Origin of the sequence: Mesorhizobium sp. M1396, assembly GCF_040317725.1 — a bacterium.
Classification (GTDB): Bacteria; Pseudomonadota; Alphaproteobacteria; order Rhizobiales; family Rhizobiaceae; genus Mesorhizobium.
The window spans coordinates 84054-101398 of sequence record NZ_JAMYLA010000005.1 but is presented as its reverse complement, the minus strand read 5'-3'; the positions used below and the strand labels follow the sequence as shown (position 1 = coordinate 101398).

Below are 17345 nucleotides of genomic sequence, written 5' to 3'. Positions count from 1 at the left end.
GCTGCCGCTAACTGCTCTTCAGCATATAGCCGGCGCCGCGAACCGTATGCAGGATGGGCTTGTCGAAGCCCTTCTCGATCTTGCCGCGCAGCCGCGAGACATGGACGTCGATGACATTGGTCTGCGGATCGAAATGATAGTCCCAGACATTTTCGAGCAGCATGGTGCGCGTCACCACCTGGCCGGCATGGCGCATCAGATATTCCAGCAGGCGGAATTCACGTGGCTGCAGCGTGATCTCGCGCGCCGCGCGACGGACCGAATGCGACAGCCTGTCGAGTTCGAGATCGCCGACGCGGTAGACGGTTTCGGCTTCCTTGGCGCTGGCGCGGCGATTCAGCACCTCGACGCGGGCCAGAAGCTCGGAAAAGGCATAGGGCTTGGTCAGGTAATCGTCGCCGCCGGCGCGCAGGCCGGTGACCCGGTCATCGACCTCGCCCAGCGCCGACAGGATCAGCACCGGGGTGGTGTTGCCCCTGGATCTCAGACCGGCAATGACCGACAGGCCATCACGGCGCGGCATCATCCTGTCGATGACCATCACGTCGTAGTCGCCGGCATCGGCGAGCGCGAAGCCGGTTTCGCCATCACCGGCGACATGCGCGGTGTGACCGGCCTCGGTAAAGGCTTTCTGCAAGTAATCCGCGGCCTCGCGATCGTCCTCTATGACGAGAATCTTCATCGGACTGTTATACGCGATTTCGCCGGAAGGTTGAGTGGCAGACATCTGCATTGTGGCCTTTGCCATCGCGATCAAGATCATCCGAAGCCGTGTGCGATAAAGTCCTTGTCCCCGATGTGGTTGCGCCAAGACCGCCGAAACGCTTTCAGACGACAAGCAGGCTTTCAGACGATAGTGCGGCAGCGGGCGATGGGAGGCCCGCTGCCGCCGGGGGAGAGCACGATGACTGACTAACGCGCGCTCCTCCATGCTTTCCCGTGCGGCGGCTCGGGGGTGTTTGAAACGGCCGCACCGGAAAAGTCGAACAGCGTCAGCCCTTGGCGACGGGCAGTGCGACGAAACGATTGGTATCGTCGCGGCTAATCTGCATCAGCACCGCCTTGCGGCCGGATTTGACTGCGTCGGTCATCGCCTTGGTGACATCGTCTGTGCCGTTCACCTCGGTCGAATTGACTGATGTGATGACGTCGCCTGGCTGGATGCCGCGATCTGCGGCATCGCTGTCGGGATCGACGTCGGTCACCACCAGCCCCTTGCCGCTTTCGGACTTGGTGACGGTCAGTCCGAGATCGGCCAGAGTGTCGGGCTTGGCCGGAGCGGGCGGCTGCGGCTGGTCGGCAGATGCCTGCTTGTCACTGGTGGGTAGAGTGCCGAGATCGACCTTGACCGTCTGGCTCTTGCCGTCGCGCCACACGGTGACGTCGACAGATTTGCCGGGCGAAAAGGCGCCTATCAGGCGTGCCAGTTCCTTCGGCGAAGCAACGTCCTTGCCGTCGACCTGGGTTATCACGTCACCGGCGGTGATGCCGGCCTTCTTGCCGGGGCCATTGTCCTGGGCGCTGGAAACCAGCGCGCCGTTATTGGACTTCAGACCGAGCGATTCGGCGATGTCGGACGTGACCGGCTGGATTTCGACGCCGAGCCAGCCGCGCTGCACCGAACCGCTCTTCATCAGGTCCTGAACGACCTGCTTGGCGGTCGAAGCGGGAATGTCGAAGGCGATGCCAACGCTGCCGCCGGACGGCGAGAAGATCGCGGTGTTGATGCCGACGACCTGACCGTTGAGGTTGAAGGTCGGGCCACCCGAATTGCCGCGGTTGACCGACGCATCGATCTGGATGAAGTCGTCATAGGGGCCGGCGCCAATGTCGCGGCCGCGGGCCGAGACGATGCCGGCGGTGACGGTGCCGCCGAGGCCGAACGGATTGCCGACGGCCACCACCCAGTCGCCAACACGAACCTTGGAATCGTCGGCGAAGTCGACGTAGGTGAACTTGCCGACACCCTCGACCTTGAGCACGGCGAGATCGGTGCGTGGGTCGGTGCCGATCAGCTTGGCGTCGAGTTCCTTGCCGTCATTCATCACCACGGTGAAGGCCGAGCCTTCCGAAACGACGTGGTTGTTGGTGACGAGATAGCCGTCATCGGAGATGAAGAAGCCGGATCCCTGCGCAACCGGCCGCGGCTGGCCGTTATTGTGGTCACGGTGGCTGAAGCGCCTGTTACCGTCCTGACCGTTCTGGTCGCCAAAGCCGCGGAATTCCTTGAAGAAGCGGCGCAGCTGCGGGTTATCGGGCATGTTGTTCATGCCGTCCGGATCGTCGGACTGGTCGGAGCCATCATCGGCCGCCGGGCTGATCTTGGCCTTGACCTTGACGCTGACAACGGCGGGAGAAACGCGCTCGACGACATCGGCGAAGCCCGGCACCTGCGGCGCCTCGACGCGCACGGCGTCGGCCAGAACAGGGCTGGTTCCACTGGTCAGCGCGCCGACGCCGATCGCACCGGCCACGGCGATGGACGCGACGGCAGCCAGCAGACGCTTGCGGGTGAGGGAATATGAATTGGGGGCAATATTCATGGTTCTCGTATCCTCTTTCAAATGGATGCTGCTCGATCGGCAGCCTCGGGAAGAGAGAATTAGAGAAGCGCACATTACGGCGCCATTTCCGACACATGAAACTTTGGTAATGTTTGGCAGTGACGGCAGCGTCAATCGCGGCGCAATATGGCATCCAACGATGCCTGCTCTTCGGCGGACAGGGATCTTGTCGCCAGCGTGCGGCGCGACCGCGCGGTCAGCACGATGAAAACGCCTCCCACCAGCAACAGCAGGACAGGCGTGCCCCACAGCAACGCATTGCGCAGATCGAAACGCGGCTTCAGCAGCACGAACTCGCCATAGCGGGAGACGACGTAATCCATCACCTGCTGGTCGGTATCGCCGGCGACGAGGCGCTGGCGCACGAGGATGCGCAGGTCACGGGCAAGGTCGGCGTCGGATTCGTCGATCGACTGGTTCTGGCAGACCATGCAGCGCAGGCCTTCCGACAGCGCCCGCGCCCGCGCCTCGAGCGCCGGATCGGGCAGCATCTCGTCAGGCTTCACCGCCAGGGCCGTGCCGGCGAAAAACAGCGCCAGCAGCAGGACAAGCGAGGTCAGCGAAAATCTTGCGCTCATGGCAGGCCCAAGGACGTCACAGCGCTCGCCTGTCTTTTCCGCCGCGACGGCGCGCCGACGCGCAGGCGCCGGTCCATCAGCGACATCGCCGCGCCCGCCATCATCACCAGGCCGCCGCCCCAGATCAACGTCACCAGCGGTTTCCACCACAGACGCACCACGACGGAACCGTCATTGCCCTCGTCGCCGAGCGAGATGTAGAGCTGGGAGAGGCCGATCGTCTTGATGCCGGATTCCGTCGTCGTCATCTGCCGCACAGGATAAAACCGCTTGGCGGAGCTGATTTCGGCAACAGGACCGCCGCCGACGCCGATCAGTTCGAAGCGGCCGCGATCCTCGCTGTAGTTCGGCCCCTGGGCCGGATAAAGCCCGACGAAACGCACCGGATGGCCGGAGAGTTCGACGGTCTCGCCGGCATGCATCGACAGGATCTTCTCGGTGCCGAAGCAAAGCGTACCGACGATGCCGAGCGTGGTCAGGCCAAGGCCAAGATGAGCGAAGGCGGTGCCGAAGACCGAGCGCGGCAAGCCGAGCAGGCGCCTGATCACGATCCCCGGCGCGACATTACCAAAGCCGGATTTGACGGCAAGGTCGGTGAGCGCCCCGAGGATCAGCCAGACGGCGAGGCCGACGCCCAGGGCCGCAAACACCGACGCCCCGTCGATGAACAAAGCGGTGACCAGCGTTGCCAGGAGGGCCGCGGCGAAAGCCACCATCAGGCGCTGGGCGACGGCGAAGACATCGCCGCGCTTCCAGGCCAGCAGCGGCCCGAACGGAACCACCAGCAGCAGCGGCACCATCAAGGGGCCGAAGGTGAGGTTGAAGAACGGCGCGCCGACCGAAATCTTGTCGGCGGAAAAGGCCTCGACGGCCAGCGGATAGAGCGTGCCGACGAGCACGGTCGCGGTGGCCGTGGTCAGGAACAGATTGTTGAGGACGAGCGCGCCTTCGCGAGAAATCGGATGAAACAGGCCGCCGGCCGTCAGACGCGAGGCGCGCAACGCAAACAGCGCCAGGGAGCCGCCAATGAACAGTGTCAGGATGCACAGGATGAAGACGCCGCGTGTCGGATCGGTGGCGAAGGCGTGCACCGAAGTCAAGACGCCCGAGCGCACCAGGAAGGTGCCGAGCAGCGACAGCGAAAAGGTCAGGATGGCGAGCAGCAGCGTCCAGATCTTCAGCGCCGACCGCTTTTCCATGACGATCGCCGAATGGAGCAGCGCTGTGCCGGACAGCCACGGCATGAAGGAGGCGTTCTCGACCGGATCCCAGAACCAGAAACCGCCCCAACCGAGTTCGTAGTAGGCCCAGTACGATCCCATGGCGATGCCGCCGGTCAGGAACATCCAGGCGACCAGCGTCCACGGCCGCACCCAGCGCGCCCAGGAAGCGTCGATGCGTCCTTCGATGAGGGCGGCGACCGAAAAGGAAAAGCAAATCGAGAAACCGACATAGCCGAGATAGAGGAAGGGCGGGTGGATGGCGAGGCCGAGATCCTGCAGGATCGGGTTGAGATCGCGGCCCTCGATCGGCGCCGGATTGAGCCGGATGAACGGATTGGATGTCACCAGGATGAACAGGAAGAAGGCGGCGCCGATGGCGCCCTGCACGGCAAGCACGTTGGCGCGCAGCGTCGCCGGCAGATTTGACCCGAAAGCGGCGACGAGGGCGCCGAAGAAGGTCAGGATCAGCACCCAGAGCAGCATCGAGCCTTCGTGATTGCCCCAGGTTCCGGTGATCTTGTAGATCAATGGCTGCAGCGAATGCGAGTTTTCCCACACGCTCGCCACCGAGAAATCGGAGCTTGCATAGGCGCTCGCCAACGCCACGAAGGACAGTGCCGTCAGGGCAAAGCCGGTCACCGCGACTGGCCCACCGACCGCCATCAGGCGCTGGTTGTTCAGGCGTGCGCCAAGCAGCGGCACGAGCGCCTGCACCAGTGACAGCGCAAACGCCAGGACCAAGGCGAAATGTCCGGTTTCAACCATGGCTGTAATTCACTCTTGCTCTCCTGCCAGAGCTATTCACTCTTGCTCTCCTGCCAGACGCCCTTGGCCTTCAGGCCGTCGGCCACTTCCTTGGGCATATAGCGCTCATCATGCTTGGCCAGCACGCTGTCGGCAACGAAGACGCCGTCCGGGCCAAAGGTGCCTTCGGTGATGACGCCTTGCTCTTCGCGGAAAAGGTCGGGCAGGATGCCGGTATAGGTGACCTTGACCGATTTGTGCGTGTCGGTGACCAAAAAGCCGACCGTCGCCCCCTGCCCGCGCTGGATCGTGCCCTTTTCGACCAGCCCGCCCAGCCTGATGCGCTGGCCAGGCTGGACATTGGCGGTTGTGAGATCGGCCGGCATGTAGAAATAGGAGGCCTTCTGGCCAAGCGCGTAGAAGGTCAGCCCGGTGGCGACACCGAGGAAAGCCAACCCGCCCGCTATCACCGACAACCGTTTCTGTTTGCGCGTCATGTCTTACTCTACTCCGTCGCCGTCAGACCAAGCGTGGCGGCAAAGGCGGTGATTTTTTTCGCTTCGTCACTGTCGGCCCCAAAGACGGCAATGGCGCGACCGAGCGCCTCGCGCGCCTGATCGGCCTTGCCCAGCACGACATAGGAACGAACGAGCCGCATCCAACCTTCCGGATCGCGCGGATTTTGCCGCAGTTTGTCGTCGAGGCGCGCGACCATCGTGCTGATCATGGCTTCCCTATCAGCGGGAGACATCGAGGATGCAGCGTCGATATCGCCGGCATCGGGACCGTTGGTGGCGCCGCCGGAAGCGACTGCGGGACTGCCGGACCTGGCCAGCGCTTGCTCGACCGCACTGCGCCATGGCGACTCCGGCGGCAGCTTGCCCAACATTGCCCGCCAGGCCGTGGCCGCCTGCTTGGTGCGGCCCTCCTGCGCCAGCGCCACGGCCAGGTAGAAGCTCGCCTTCGCATTGGCCGGGTCGAGCTTCAAGGCCGCCTCGAAGGCATTCTGTGCATCGGCCGAGACAATGCCACCTGCCGCACCGGCGATCGCCTCGCCAAGACCGGCTTGGCGAACGGCGCTGTCGCCATCGAGGCGTATAGCGTTGCGATAGGCCGCCGCCGCGTCGGAAAAGCGTTGCATGCGCAGATAGACTGGCGCGAGCACATCCCAGCCCCTGCCATCGGAAGGATTGGCGGCAAGATGGGCTTCGGCCCGCGCCACCAATTCGTCGACCGAACTGTCGGCCGGATTCTTGGCCAACCGCTCGCTGAGCGGCTGCGACGGCAAATCGGGTGAGCCGAGCTGACTGTAAAGGCCCCAGCTGACCAGCGGCACTACCAGCACGGCCGCGGTTGCCACCAGCCTTGCCGCGACCGAGGCTCGGCCGACGGACGCCTGGTCCGTCGTTGCCGCATTGTCGAGGCGAAGGATGCGGCGAGCGATCTCGGCGCGCGCTTCGGCAGCTTCCGCCGGCTGGATCAAGCCACGCGCAGCGTCGCGGTCAAGCTCGGACAACTGGTCGCGATAGACTTCGAGATCGTGATCGCCGCTCGACGACGCGCCCTTCGAGCTGGCGGCCAGCGGCAGCAGCACCGCCAGGCTTGCACCCAGCGTGAGAATTGCGGCTATGACCCAGAACAGCATGGTTCTTCCAATAGTGGCAGAGTTCTGCCGTGCCAACACAGGCTTCCTGCGACGCTTTGACGGCAGGCGCGCCGCATGTCCTTGATCGACATCAACCGACCGGATACCAACCGGACCCGTCTTTGTTTAGGTCAGCGGTGTCCAGCTGCCGTCGGTGTTGCGGCAAGCGGTTCCACGCGCCGTCACTCCGGCCCCGCCGGTGAACACCGTCTGCGTGTACTGGCGGCAATCCTGCGAGCCGACGCGATAGGGCTGTGCCGGAACCACCTCGCCATAGCGCGAAGCCTGGGCGCCCTTCCACGTTACCTTCTGGCCACTGGTCGTGTACTCGAGCGCCTTGTATTCAGCCTCGAGCGCACTGCGCTTCTCGGTCTCGCTGAGGCCGGCGCCGATCGACCCGCCGATGAGGCCGCCGCCCATCGCCGAAATGATCGTCGTGGTCACCTTGCCGCTGGAAGGGGGCGTCGAGGCCGGTGTCACTGCTACGGTCGGCCCCTTGCCGCTCAAGGTGGTGCAGCCGGAAACGGCCAGCAATGCGGAAACAAGCGCGACGCGAATCTTCATGCCAACAACCGGTTTTCTTGAGTTGGAGCCTGTTATGAATGAGCCGGGGGCCGCGTCATCGGAGAAGCTGACGTGGCCATAGTATTGATATTTGTCGGAAATTTGGCCGCTGCCGGCCAATCCGGAACCAATCGACATGCCGCCATAACATGCCCCATCCATCGATGTCGAATGGCCGTGGCTGAACATCACTGAAGGCTCCGCAATCGCACCACCGCCTTCAATCCGCCCATGCCGGACCGTTCGAGCGCCAGGACGCCTCCATACTCGTTGACGAGGTCGGCGACAATGGCCAGCCCCAGACCTGTTCCGGGCTTTGTCTCGTCCAGACGTCGTCCGCGCTTCAGCGCCTCGCGCGCCTTGTCCTCGGGAATGCCCGGGCCGTCATCCTCGATGCTGATCTCAAACAGGCCGGTCGGATCGTCCTTGCCGGTCAAAGGCACGACCGAGACCAACACCGCGCTTTTTGCCCATTTCATCGCGTTTTCGAGCAGATTACCAAGCAATTCCTCAAGGTCCTCGCGCTCACCGGCGAAGACGATTTCGGTCGCCGGCAATGACAGCGACAGGTTCGTCCGCGGATTGAGCTTCTGTAGAACCCGGACCATGCGCTGCACCAGCGGCGTCACCGGCGTGCGGTAGACGACGCTGTCGCGTTGTGCCGCGACGCGGGCGCGCTGCAGATAGTGCTCGACCTGCTTCTGCATGGAAGCGGCCTGTTCGGTAATCAGCTGTCCCTTGGCGCCGCCAAGCGCCCTGCCCTCGTTGAGCAGCACCGCGAGCGGCGTCTTCAGCGAATGGGCGAGATTGCCGACCTGGGTTCGCGATCGCTCGACGATGCGCCTGTTGTTTTCAATCAACGCATTGGTTTCGTTGGCAAGCGGTTCGATCTCGGCCGGAAACCGGCCGTCGAGCCTCTGCGCTGTGCCCTCGCGCACCATGGCAAGCGCGTTCCTGACCCGGCGCAGCGGCTGCAGGCCGAGCAGAATGGCGATCGCGTTGATGGCGATCATGCCGACGCCGAACAGGCTGAGATAAGTCAGCAGGCGGCGCTGGAAGGTGGCGATTTCCTGTTCGAGCTCGCTCTGGTTGCCCATGACGCGGAAGCGCGCGGCGCGGTTCTTGGAATCGAGAACGAATTCGCTCTCGAACACTTCGAGCTGCTCGCCGTCGATGCCTTCGGCCGCATAGCTGCGCTGGAAGCTGGCGTTGAACGGCACATCGGCGACGCTCGGCGACGGTATCGTCGTGGTCATCGAAGACGAATGAAGATCGCCATGTACGCCTTCCGAGGCGGGCTCCACCGACCAGTACCAGCCCGAATTCGGTTCCGAGAACCGAAGATCGCCGAGGTCGGGGGCGCCGGTGAGCGCACCGTTGTCGGAAATACCGATGGAGCCGATCAAATTGAACAGGTGCGCCGAAAGCAGGCTGTCGAAGCCGCGCTCGCTGGCCTGGCGGTAGAGGGTAGTGATCAGGGTGAAGATGACGACGAGCGTCACGATCGCCCAGACCGTGGAAAAGGCGATGACGCGGAACGTCAGCGAACGCGGCCACAAACGCAGCGAAAGCGGCGTCCTTGCGAGTGATTTGAGCGGTTCCGAGTTACGCCTCCGGCTCACGCATGCGGTAGCCCATGCCGCGCACGGTTTCGATCATGTCGATGCCCATCTTCTTGCGCAGCCGCCCGACAAACACCTCGATAGTGTTGGAATCGCGGTCGAAATCCTGGTCATAGAGATGCTCGACCAGTTCGGTGCGCGAGACGACCTCGCCCATATGGTGCATCAGATAGGCAAGCAGGCGGAATTCGTGCGATGTCAGTTTCAGCGGCACGCCGTCGACATCGGCCTTTGACGCCTTGGTGTCGAGGCGCAGCGGTCCGCAGGTCAGTTCGGACGAGGCATGGCCGGCGGCGCGCCGGATCAGGGCCCGGAGCCGCGCCAGTACCTCCTCGATGTGGAACGGCTTGGTGACATAGTCGTCGGCGCCGGCATCGATGCCGGAGACCTTGTCGCTCCAGCGGTCGCGCGCCGTCAGGATCAGCACCGGCATCTTGCGGCCGCCGCGCCGCCAACGCTCGACCACGCTGATACCGTCCATCTGCGGCAGTCCGATGTCGAGCACGACGGCGTCGTAGGGCTCGGTGTCGCCGAGGAAATGGCCTTCCTCGCCGTCGAAGGCGCGGTCGACGACGTAGCCGGCATCGACCAGCGCATCCGATATCTGCCGGTTGAGATCCTTGTCATCCTCGACGACGAGTACGCGCATGCGGAGTTCGATACCTGTTGAAGAGCTAGGGTCAGGTATAGGCCGATTCCGGCGGCCTGGGAAACGGAGGTCTGTAAAATGGAAGAGTGGGTCAGTTCAGCGGAACGACGATTTCGGAACGGCGCGGACGTTGTCCGTCCTTGCCAGGAACGAGCACGACAATGACACAGACAGGCTGGCCGCCACGTGTCGATTGCGAGGCCTTGGCCAGCGTTCCGCCATTCTGTTCGGCCACCTGCTGACCGATCGCGTAGCAATCGGACGCCGCCAGCAGGATCGGACCGGCATGGTCGGGCGCGATGACCGGCATCGCCATCGCCTGCGACACAAACAGACCGGCAGCACAGAGCGCCAGTGTCGCGGTTCGGAAGTGGGAGCGAAGCGTTTTCATGGTCGACGTTGTAACGCATCGGTGCTGAACGTGAAATGAACAGTGAACGGCGCCGAAAACATCCTCGCCACACCCCTGCAACGCGAGACAGTCAACCTGGGATTTCACCGCCTCAACCGTGAAATCCCGCGAGAGTCCAGTCTAGACTCCGTTTCGACCATATTGAAAGCGTATCAGGCGTTTTCCTGCGTTATCGCGCGAAAACGCAGCAGCCCGTGATGCACGAGCAGATCCTCGTCATGGCGAACCTCGGTGAATTCGAGCGACAGTCGTGTCTGGCCGTGGGCGCCAATCTCCAGCGCCGCATTGGCGAGCCGCGCTTTGATAGCGTCCATGATGGCAAGTGTTTCGGCTTCCCCCTGGGCTTTCGACCAGACATGCAGAGTGACCAGCTGATCGTTATTGTTCTCCGCGCCCGTATCCCAGTCAAAGGCAGAGGTCTGGCCACAAGTCACGTAGGGAAAAGCGGCATTGTCGGTTGCCCGTTCGAGCAATCCCGCGCCGCCCAGCAAGGTCGACAGGGCTGCATCGCTTTTGAGCCTCAGAAAGAGTGCCTGCTGCAAATCGCCGGGCGCGGTCATCGTCCTCTTCCTCTAGCCTCTGCGCTGCCGACCATTCCCTTTCGGGAGCCTGCCTGCGTTTCTGCATATTGTGTCAGATATAACCATTCGACGCGCGGAGGCGATGGCGATTCGTCATAGAACTGATGAATGCTGATACGACTTCGCCAACAACGTCGTCAGGGGGCGCCGAGCAGCCTTGCGATCTAGGCAGGATTGGCCGCGTCTCGGTGAGGTTTGTTTTGTCTGACACCATCTGGCCACGCGTCTGGACATCAGTTTTCGGATAGCGGCTTGTTCCAGCCGCATTTGAAGGCCAGTATCGAACGTGCCTTCAAGGCGTCCGCTGCGGTCCCACTGTGACCAAACGCGACACCATTTCCGTCGGGCTTGGTCGATAACCAAGAGCGTCGGAGCTTTTGGGCTGGCCGGCGTACCCCAGTCAGCCACCGCGATCCTCGAAGGCGATGGCGGCTTTTCATCAAGTCGTGAAAGAGTGACGTGGTCCGTCACCCGACGAAAAGGCGAGGCTTTTCCTCGGCAAATTCGCGGAGCGAGCTTGAAGAGGAGGCAGCCCACGAGCGGGGTCTGCCAAAACCAAAGCAAGATGCGAGGTCGAATGCGATGCAGTCCACCCCCCACAAAATCCCAGTTTCCATCATTATTCCGAACTACAATTACGCGCGTTTCCTTGAACGTAGCATCGACAGCGCGCTGGAGCAGGACCACGACGATGTCGAAGTCATCGTCGTCGACGATGCATCGCAGGACAATTCCACGACGATCATGAAATCCTACGGCGACAGGATCCTCGCTTGTCCGCGACGAAAGAATGGCGGGCACGCGGCCGCCTTCAACACCGGCTTTGCCGCGAGCTCGGGCCGAATCGTCCTCTTCCTCGACGCCGACGATTATCTTTATCCGGAAGCCGTCTCCAGGATCGTCGACACCTGGGACGAGGCAACCGCCCAGGTGCAATCCAGATTGCACATCGTCGATGACCGGCAACGCATCAAGGACGTCTTTCCGCCGCCGGAACTGCCCTTCGACAGCGGCGATGTCATGCCGAAACTTCTGCGCAAGGGGCGCTACCAGACGACCGTAACCAGCGGGCTGGCCTTTGACCGGACGACCCTGGAATCGATCATGCCGATTCCGGAATCGGATTTTCGCCAGGGCGCCGACGGCTATCTTGCGACGCTGGCGCCGCTGTATGGTCACGTTCAGTCCATCGATGAATGTGTCGGCGCTTACCGAATCCACGGCGCCAACCATTCGGTTTTCGGTGAAAAGCTCGCCGAACGGGCACGCTGGCGGGTAGAGCACGATTTCCACCGCATGGAGGCGCTGTCGGACCAGGCATCGCAGGCCGGCCTGACCGTCGTGCCGGCAGAAATTGTTCGCCATGATCCGGTCCATCTGGAAGAACGGCTGGCATCGCTCTGCGCGGACAGGCACCGGCACCCCGTGGCCGACGATTCCCGCCTGGCGCTAGCGGCCGCGGGCGCTGTCGCCAGCCTCGAAATGACGGCGTCCCTGCGCCGCCGTGCCGTGCTTGCCGCCTGGTTCCTGTCGGTCGGCATGCTGCCGCGGCAAATGGCCATGGCGGTGCTGTCGTGGAAGCTCGACGCATCGTCCCGACCAACATTCCTTGCCCGCCTGTCCAGGACAATCCGCCGCGCGATGGGGTAGCCCGAAGCCCTTGTGGGCGAGATGTCCGGCGGGATGGGAGGAAAGCTTTGCCCGAAGGTCTTAAGCGGGCCTGCGCCACGCTTTGCCTTCTCACTGCCCCGCGTTCATCCGGTTCACGAAGCTGCGCACCGCCAGCACCAGCACCGTGATGATGATCAGGATCACCGAGAGTGCGGCGATCGCCGGGTCGATGTTGTCGCGCAGGCCCATCCACATCAGCCTGGGCAGCGTGATGGCGTTGACCGAGGTGATGAACAGCGTGACGCCGATTTCTTCCCAGGACAGCACGAACGACAAAAGCGCCGCGGTGACGATGCCGAACTTGATGTTGGGCATGATGATGCGGGTGGCCCGCTCCCACACCGAGGCGCCGAGGCCGCGCGCGGCAAGGTCGATGCGCCGGTCGAGCTGGCTGAGCGAGACCAGGATCAGAACGGTGGCGAACGGCACGGTCATCACCGAGTGGGCCATGGCGACACCCAGCCAGGTGTCATAGCCGAAGAACGAGCTGAAGCCCGAGATCGAGGTGAGCAGGAAGTAGAGCGTGATCGCCGAGACCACGGGCGGCACCACCATCGGCAGCAGCACGAAGCCGACGAGTGCCGCGGTGAAGCGCGGCTGGAACATCCACACGCCGAGGCTGAAGCACAGCGCCAGCACGGTGGAAAAGGCACTGCTGACGATGCCGATGCGGATGCTGAGCAGGATCGATTGGAGCCAGCGCGGATCCTCGACCAGCGACCGGTAGTGGCGCAGGGACAGTTCGCCCGACGGCATCGCCAGCATGCGGCTCGGCGTCAGCGACACCGGGATGACGGCGAGCAGCGGCATCAACAGGAACAGCGCGACGAAGGCGGCGATGATCAGCGAGACGGGACCGGGCCGATAGGTCGGCATCAGATCAGCTGCTTCGGTCTGACATAACGGAACAGCAGCGCCATCAGCGCGCCGACGAACAGCACCAGCACCACGCTGATCGCAGCGCCCAGGCCCCAGTCCGGGCTCTGGAAGATGCGCAGATAGATCAGCTCGGCGATCATCACGCTGCGGCCGCCGCCAAGGATCGCCGGCGTGACGAAGAAGCCGAGCGAAAACACAAAGACGATCATCGCCGCACCGATGATGCCGGAGCGCGTCATCGGTACGAACACCGTCCAGAAGGTGCGCATGCGGCTGGAGCCGAGGCCGCGCGCGGCCAGCAGCACGCGGTCGTCGAGGCTGCGCATGGCCGATGCCAGCGGGAAGACGGCGAAAGGAATGAGGAAATGCGTCATGCCGACGATGACGCCGAATTCGTTGCGCACCAGCGCCAGCGGTTCGGAAATGAAGCCGATCGCCTGCAGCCACGTGTTGATCAGGCCGCGATTGGACAGCAGCGCCACCCAGCCGAAGGCACGGGTCAGGACGGAAATCCAGAAGGGTACTAGAATGCAGAACTCGGCGATCAGGCGCTGTGCCGGGGTTCCGCGCACCCAGACGACGGTGATGGCGTAGGCAGCGGCCACCGAAACCACGGTGACGATCGCCGCGATGCGCAGCGTGCGGATGAACACCGACTGCACCAGATCGTCGGTGAGCAGTGCGTTATACTGGCCGAGCCCGGGCGTCGGCAGCGTAAAGCTCCATTTGACGACGCCGAGGAACGGCCAGGCATAGGCGAGGACAAGAAACAGGAGCAGCGGCGCCATCAACAGCGCCGCGCCCATCCTGTCGTAGAGATAGGACCTCATTTCGACCCGATCATCCCGGCCCTGGTCAGGCCGAGATGATCTTGGTGTATTCGTCGAGCGCTGCCCCGTAATTCTTGGCGTACCAGTCCATGTCGAGCGCGATCTGCTTTTTCATGTTCTCGGGATCGACCGGGTTGATGCGCTTCTTGTCGGCGGGGATCAGCGCGTCGGTAGCTGGATTTGCAGGGCCCTGGCCGAGCTTGTCGAACATGACCAGCTGCTTTTGCGGGTCCTGGGTGCTGGCGATGAACTTCATCGCCGCGTCCCTGCCGCCAGGATTGCCCTTGAGCACGGCGAGCGCGCCGGGCGAGATCAAGCCCTGGTCCCAGATGAACTTGATCTTGCCGCCCGAGTCCTGCTCGATCAGTGAAGCGCGCGTCGACCAGACGATCGCCATCGAGGCCTCGCCATTGAGCAGCACGCTCTGGCTTTCGGCACCGCCGCCCCAATAGGCGACGACGTTTTCCTTGAAGGCGGCGATCTTGTCATGCGCGCGCTTGAGATCGAGCGGATAGAGCGACGTCGGCGCGATGCCGTCGGCCAGCAGGGCGGCTTCCCAGCTCGACACGCCCCATTTGTAGAGCGAGCGCTTGCCGGGGAATTTCTTCACGTCGAAGAAATCGGCCATGCCGGTCGGCGCGTCCTTGCCGTACTTCTCGGAGTCGTAGGCGATGACATAGGAGAAGAAATAGGTCGAGGCGGCGTATTCCCAGCCAAAGCCTTCGCGCATCTTCTTCTTGTCGACGATCGCATAGTCGATCGGCTCGAGGGCGCCCTGAGCGCCGAGCGTGATGGCGGAGAACGGGTCGACGTCGACGAGGTCCCAGGTCGGCGCGCCGCTCTTGAACTGCGCAGCGATGGCGCCTTCGGTCGGCCCCGAGCCATCCATCTTGACGGTGATGCCGGTTTCCTTGGTGAAGGGCTGGCCGTAGGCGGCGTCGTAAGCCGTGATGGCGTCACCGCCCCAGTTGACCAGCACCAGTTCCTTGGCCGCGGCAAAGGCACCGGTCGAGCGCAGCATCATCGGCGTGCCGGCCAGCACGAATGCTGCCAGCTGCGTGAATTGGCGGCGCGAGATTTCGCCGCGACCTGCCCTGGCGGACAGGCTCTCGATGGCTTGTTTCTTGGTATCGTGTGTCATGTCAGTTCCCCTTTTTTGTCGTTGATGGTACCGCAAAGTGGTGGGCAGGTGTCTCGCCACACCGTTCGTCATTGTCCTCCATGCGGAAGGAGGAAACCCTTTTCAGCCGGCCAGGTGAGCCAGACGGCGTTGCCCTTGCTGAGCGCGGCCGCCGCTATCTCGTTGGGCACGGAGACCGTGACCTTGGCGCCTTGCCGCGTCGTCAGGTCAAGCCGCGTTGCCGCGCCGAGATAGGTGGAGTTGGTCGCTGTCGCGGCGATGCCGTTCTCACCGGCCGCCGCCTCCCCTGATATCGACATGTACTCGGGCCGGATCGCCAGGATCGCATCGCCGCGCACCGCCTCGGCCTTGCAACGCACGGAGACCGCACGGTCTTCGCAGAGGCCGGTCAAGCCATTGTCGGCTGGGCGGACCCCCTTCAGCGGCAGCATGTTGATCTCGCCGAGGAACTCGGCGACGAAGCGATTGTCCGGCCGGTCGTAGACCTCGTCGGGCGCTCCGACCTGCAGCAGTTTGCCATGGTTGAAGATGGCGACGCGCGACGACAGCGCCAGTGCCTCGCTCTGGTCGTGGGTGACGAAGACGAAGGTGGTGCCGGTCTCCTGGTGCAGCCGCTTCATCTCGGCCTGCATCTGGCCGCGCAGACCCTTGTCGAGTGCCGAGAACGGCTCATCGAGCAACAGCACGCCAGGCTCGAACACCAGCGCGCGCGCCAGCGCCACGCGCTGCTGCTGACCGCCTGACAGCTGCGCCGGCAGCTTCTTCTCGTGGCCCTTGAGGCCGACGCGTTCGATCATCTCGCCGACCCGGCGCTTGATCTCGGCCGCCGATTTCTTGCGCACCTTGAGTGGGAAGGCGATGTTGGCATCGACGCTCATGTGCGGGAACAGCGCGTAGCCCTGGAACACCATGCCGGCGGCGCGTTGTTCGGCCGGCCGGTCGGTGATGTCGACGCCGTCGCTGAACAGCCGGCCCTCGCTCGGCTGCACGAAGCCGGCAAGGATCATCAGGAATGTGGTCTTGCCCGAACCGGACGGTCCGAGCAGGGTCAGGAACTCGCCGCGGCCGATATCGAGCGACAGATTGTCCAATGCACGGAACGAGCCGAAGCTCTTGCCGATCCCAATTGCCTTGATCTCTGCGGCCCGGCCGGGTTGCTGCATCCTGCCTGTTTCCTCGGTTCAGGAGAAATCGTAGGGCAGCGCGCGGCCTCACCGCAACCGAATAGTTTTCGCCTGATCGGCAAATTTGATTCATCTATCCAATCGATGGCGGCCGTGGTCGGCTATACCCGGGCGTGGCGCCCGTGGTCCGCCATGCCCTTGGCATTGCTCTCCGCGAGCTTCGACCGCAACCATCTGGCAAAGGCGTCGAGCACCGGATGCGCGGCCTTGGCGTGTTCGGAGACCAGGAAGTACGACCGCGGTGATTTGATCGCGATATCGAATGGACGCACCAGCCTGCCTTCGGCCAGCGCTTTGCCACTGGTCAGTTCGTCGCCCATAGCCATGCCCTGGCCGGCGATCGCGGCCGAGAAGACGAGATTCATGTCCGAAAAGAATATGCCGCCCTCCGGGTCGGGGTTCTCGACCTTCGACAATGCCAGCCAGCGCGCCCAGTCCTCGGTATCGCCGAGATGCAGGAGGTTGGCGCGCAAAACGTCGGCTGGCTTTGAGAATCCACCGACCTTGTTGAGCAGCGTCGGGCTGCACAGCGGCGTGAAGGAGATCTCGCACAGAAGCTCGACCGCGCGGTTCGGCCAGTTGCCGACGCCAAATGCGATGAAGGCATCGGCGTCGGCATTGCTGACATCATCCAGCCGGCGTGGCGTCAGGACGCGCAGCGCCACGTCAGGGTACATCTGCCGGAACTCGCCGATATGGGTGCACAGGAACAACGAGGCGAAGCCAGGCGTGCAACTGACGCTGAACGAGCCGCCAACGCCGGTGCCGGCATGGCGCGTCACCGCGTCGCCCAGCACGGTCAACGCCTTGCGCACATCGCTGGCGTAGCGCTGGCCGCGCGGCGTCAGCGCCACGCCCTTGCCGATGCGTTCGAGCAGGTCGAAGCCGAGGTCGCGCTCCAGCAGCCGAAGCTGGTGGCTGACGGCGCTGCGGGTCAGGTGCAACTCGTCGGCGGCGCGCCAGACGCTGCCGTGACGAGCGAAGCTGTCGAGCGCACGCAGTGCTTGTGTCGATGGTATGCGCAAGAGACCTCAGGTGAACCGAATTTGCATGAGCCG

Annotated in this window: 17 protein-coding genes; 1 reads left to right on the top strand and 16 read right to left on the bottom strand. The window is 63.5% G+C overall.

Going from position 1 to position 17345, the window contains the following annotated elements:
• Positions 1–7: 7 nt before the first annotated feature.
• From NKH02_RS04785 to NKH02_RS04735, 11 genes are all read right to left on the bottom strand, one after another.
• On the bottom strand, positions 8–682 hold the full coding sequence (locus NKH02_RS04785) for a response regulator transcription factor (protein WP_352626833.1): 675 nt from the start codon (positions 680–682) through the stop codon (positions 8–10).
• 310 nt (positions 683–992) lie between these two features.
• Positions 993–2543 carry a Do family serine endopeptidase gene (locus tag NKH02_RS04780; protein ID WP_352876750.1) on the bottom strand — a complete coding sequence of 517 codons (1551 nt, stop codon included), beginning with the start codon at positions 2541–2543 and terminating at the stop codon, positions 993–995.
• A gap of 131 nt (positions 2544–2674) precedes the next feature.
• Positions 2675–3142: a cytochrome c-type biogenesis protein gene (locus NKH02_RS04775; protein WP_352871980.1), complete on the bottom strand. Its 468-nt coding sequence runs from the start codon at positions 3140–3142 to the stop codon at positions 2675–2677.
• Complete coding sequence (locus NKH02_RS04770) at positions 3139–5130, bottom strand: heme lyase CcmF/NrfE family subunit (RefSeq protein ID WP_352876748.1); 1992 nt, start codon at positions 5128–5130, stop codon at positions 3139–3141. Before NKH02_RS04770 ends, NKH02_RS04775 begins: the two co-directional genes overlap by 4 nt.
• Positions 5131–5162: 32 nt before the next feature.
• Positions 5163–5606 carry a cytochrome c maturation protein CcmE gene (gene ccmE / locus NKH02_RS04765; protein WP_352876746.1) on the bottom strand — a complete coding sequence of 148 codons (444 nt, stop codon included), beginning with the start codon at positions 5604–5606 and terminating at the stop codon, positions 5163–5165.
• A gap of 8 nt (positions 5607–5614) precedes the next feature.
• Positions 5615–6754 (bottom strand): c-type cytochrome biogenesis protein CcmI, encoded by a 1140-nt coding sequence (ccmI, locus tag NKH02_RS04760; protein ID WP_352876744.1) that lies wholly within the window; start codon positions 6752–6754, stop codon positions 5615–5617.
• 126 nt (positions 6755–6880) lie between these two features.
• Positions 6881–7318, bottom strand: a complete 438-nt coding sequence (locus NKH02_RS04755) for an RT0821/Lpp0805 family surface protein (RefSeq protein WP_352876742.1) — start codon at positions 7316–7318, stop codon at positions 6881–6883.
• 188 nt (positions 7319–7506) lie between these two features.
• Positions 7507–8940 (bottom strand): ATP-binding protein, encoded by a 1434-nt coding sequence (locus NKH02_RS04750; protein WP_352876740.1) that lies wholly within the window; start codon positions 8938–8940, stop codon positions 7507–7509.
• On the bottom strand, positions 8924–9589 hold the full coding sequence (locus NKH02_RS04745) for a response regulator transcription factor (RefSeq protein ID WP_023812809.1): 666 nt from the start codon (positions 9587–9589) through the stop codon (positions 8924–8926). The genes NKH02_RS04750 and NKH02_RS04745 overlap by 17 nt, the downstream gene beginning before the upstream one ends.
• A gap of 91 nt (positions 9590–9680) precedes the next feature.
• Complete coding sequence (locus tag NKH02_RS04740) at positions 9681–9980, bottom strand: hypothetical protein (RefSeq protein WP_352876739.1); 300 nt, start codon at positions 9978–9980, stop codon at positions 9681–9683.
• 173 nt (positions 9981–10153) lie between these two features.
• Positions 10154–10561 carry a DUF3168 domain-containing protein gene (locus NKH02_RS04735; RefSeq protein ID WP_352876736.1) on the bottom strand — a complete coding sequence of 136 codons (408 nt, stop codon included), beginning with the start codon at positions 10559–10561 and terminating at the stop codon, positions 10154–10156.
• Positions 10562–11164: 603 nt separating this feature from the next.
• Between NKH02_RS04735 and NKH02_RS04730 the strand changes: the two genes are divergently transcribed.
• A complete protein-coding gene (locus NKH02_RS04730; RefSeq protein WP_352871988.1) occupies positions 11165–12232 on the top strand; it encodes a glycosyltransferase family 2 protein in 1068 nt (355 codons plus the stop codon).
• A 90-nt stretch (positions 12233–12322) separates the two neighbouring features.
• Here the strand turns inward: NKH02_RS04730 and NKH02_RS04725 are convergent, their stop codons facing one another.
• The 5 genes from NKH02_RS04725 to NKH02_RS04705 all read right to left on the bottom strand — a co-directional run bounded on the left by NKH02_RS04725 (position 12323) and on the right by NKH02_RS04705 (position 17312).
• Positions 12323–13129: an ABC transporter permease gene (locus tag NKH02_RS04725; RefSeq protein ID WP_352876735.1), complete on the bottom strand. Its 807-nt coding sequence runs from the start codon at positions 13127–13129 to the stop codon at positions 12323–12325.
• On the bottom strand, positions 13129–13962 hold the full coding sequence (locus NKH02_RS04720) for an ABC transporter permease (protein ID WP_352876733.1): 834 nt from the start codon (positions 13960–13962) through the stop codon (positions 13129–13131). Before NKH02_RS04720 ends, NKH02_RS04725 begins: the two co-directional genes overlap by 1 nt.
• A gap of 25 nt (positions 13963–13987) precedes the next feature.
• Positions 13988–15103, bottom strand: coding sequence for an ABC transporter substrate-binding protein (locus NKH02_RS04715; RefSeq protein WP_352876730.1), 1116 nt, complete (start codon positions 15101–15103; stop codon positions 13988–13990).
• A gap of 68 nt (positions 15104–15171) precedes the next feature.
• Positions 15172–16266, bottom strand: a complete 1095-nt coding sequence (locus NKH02_RS04710) for an ABC transporter ATP-binding protein (RefSeq protein WP_352871994.1) — start codon at positions 16264–16266, stop codon at positions 15172–15174.
• 122 nt (positions 16267–16388) lie between these two features.
• The gene (locus NKH02_RS04705; RefSeq protein ID WP_352871995.1) at positions 16389–17312 is read right to left on the bottom strand and encodes a LysR substrate-binding domain-containing protein; all 924 of its coding nucleotides are present in this window, start codon (positions 17310–17312) and stop codon (positions 16389–16391) included.
• Positions 17313–17345: the final 33 nt, after the last annotated feature.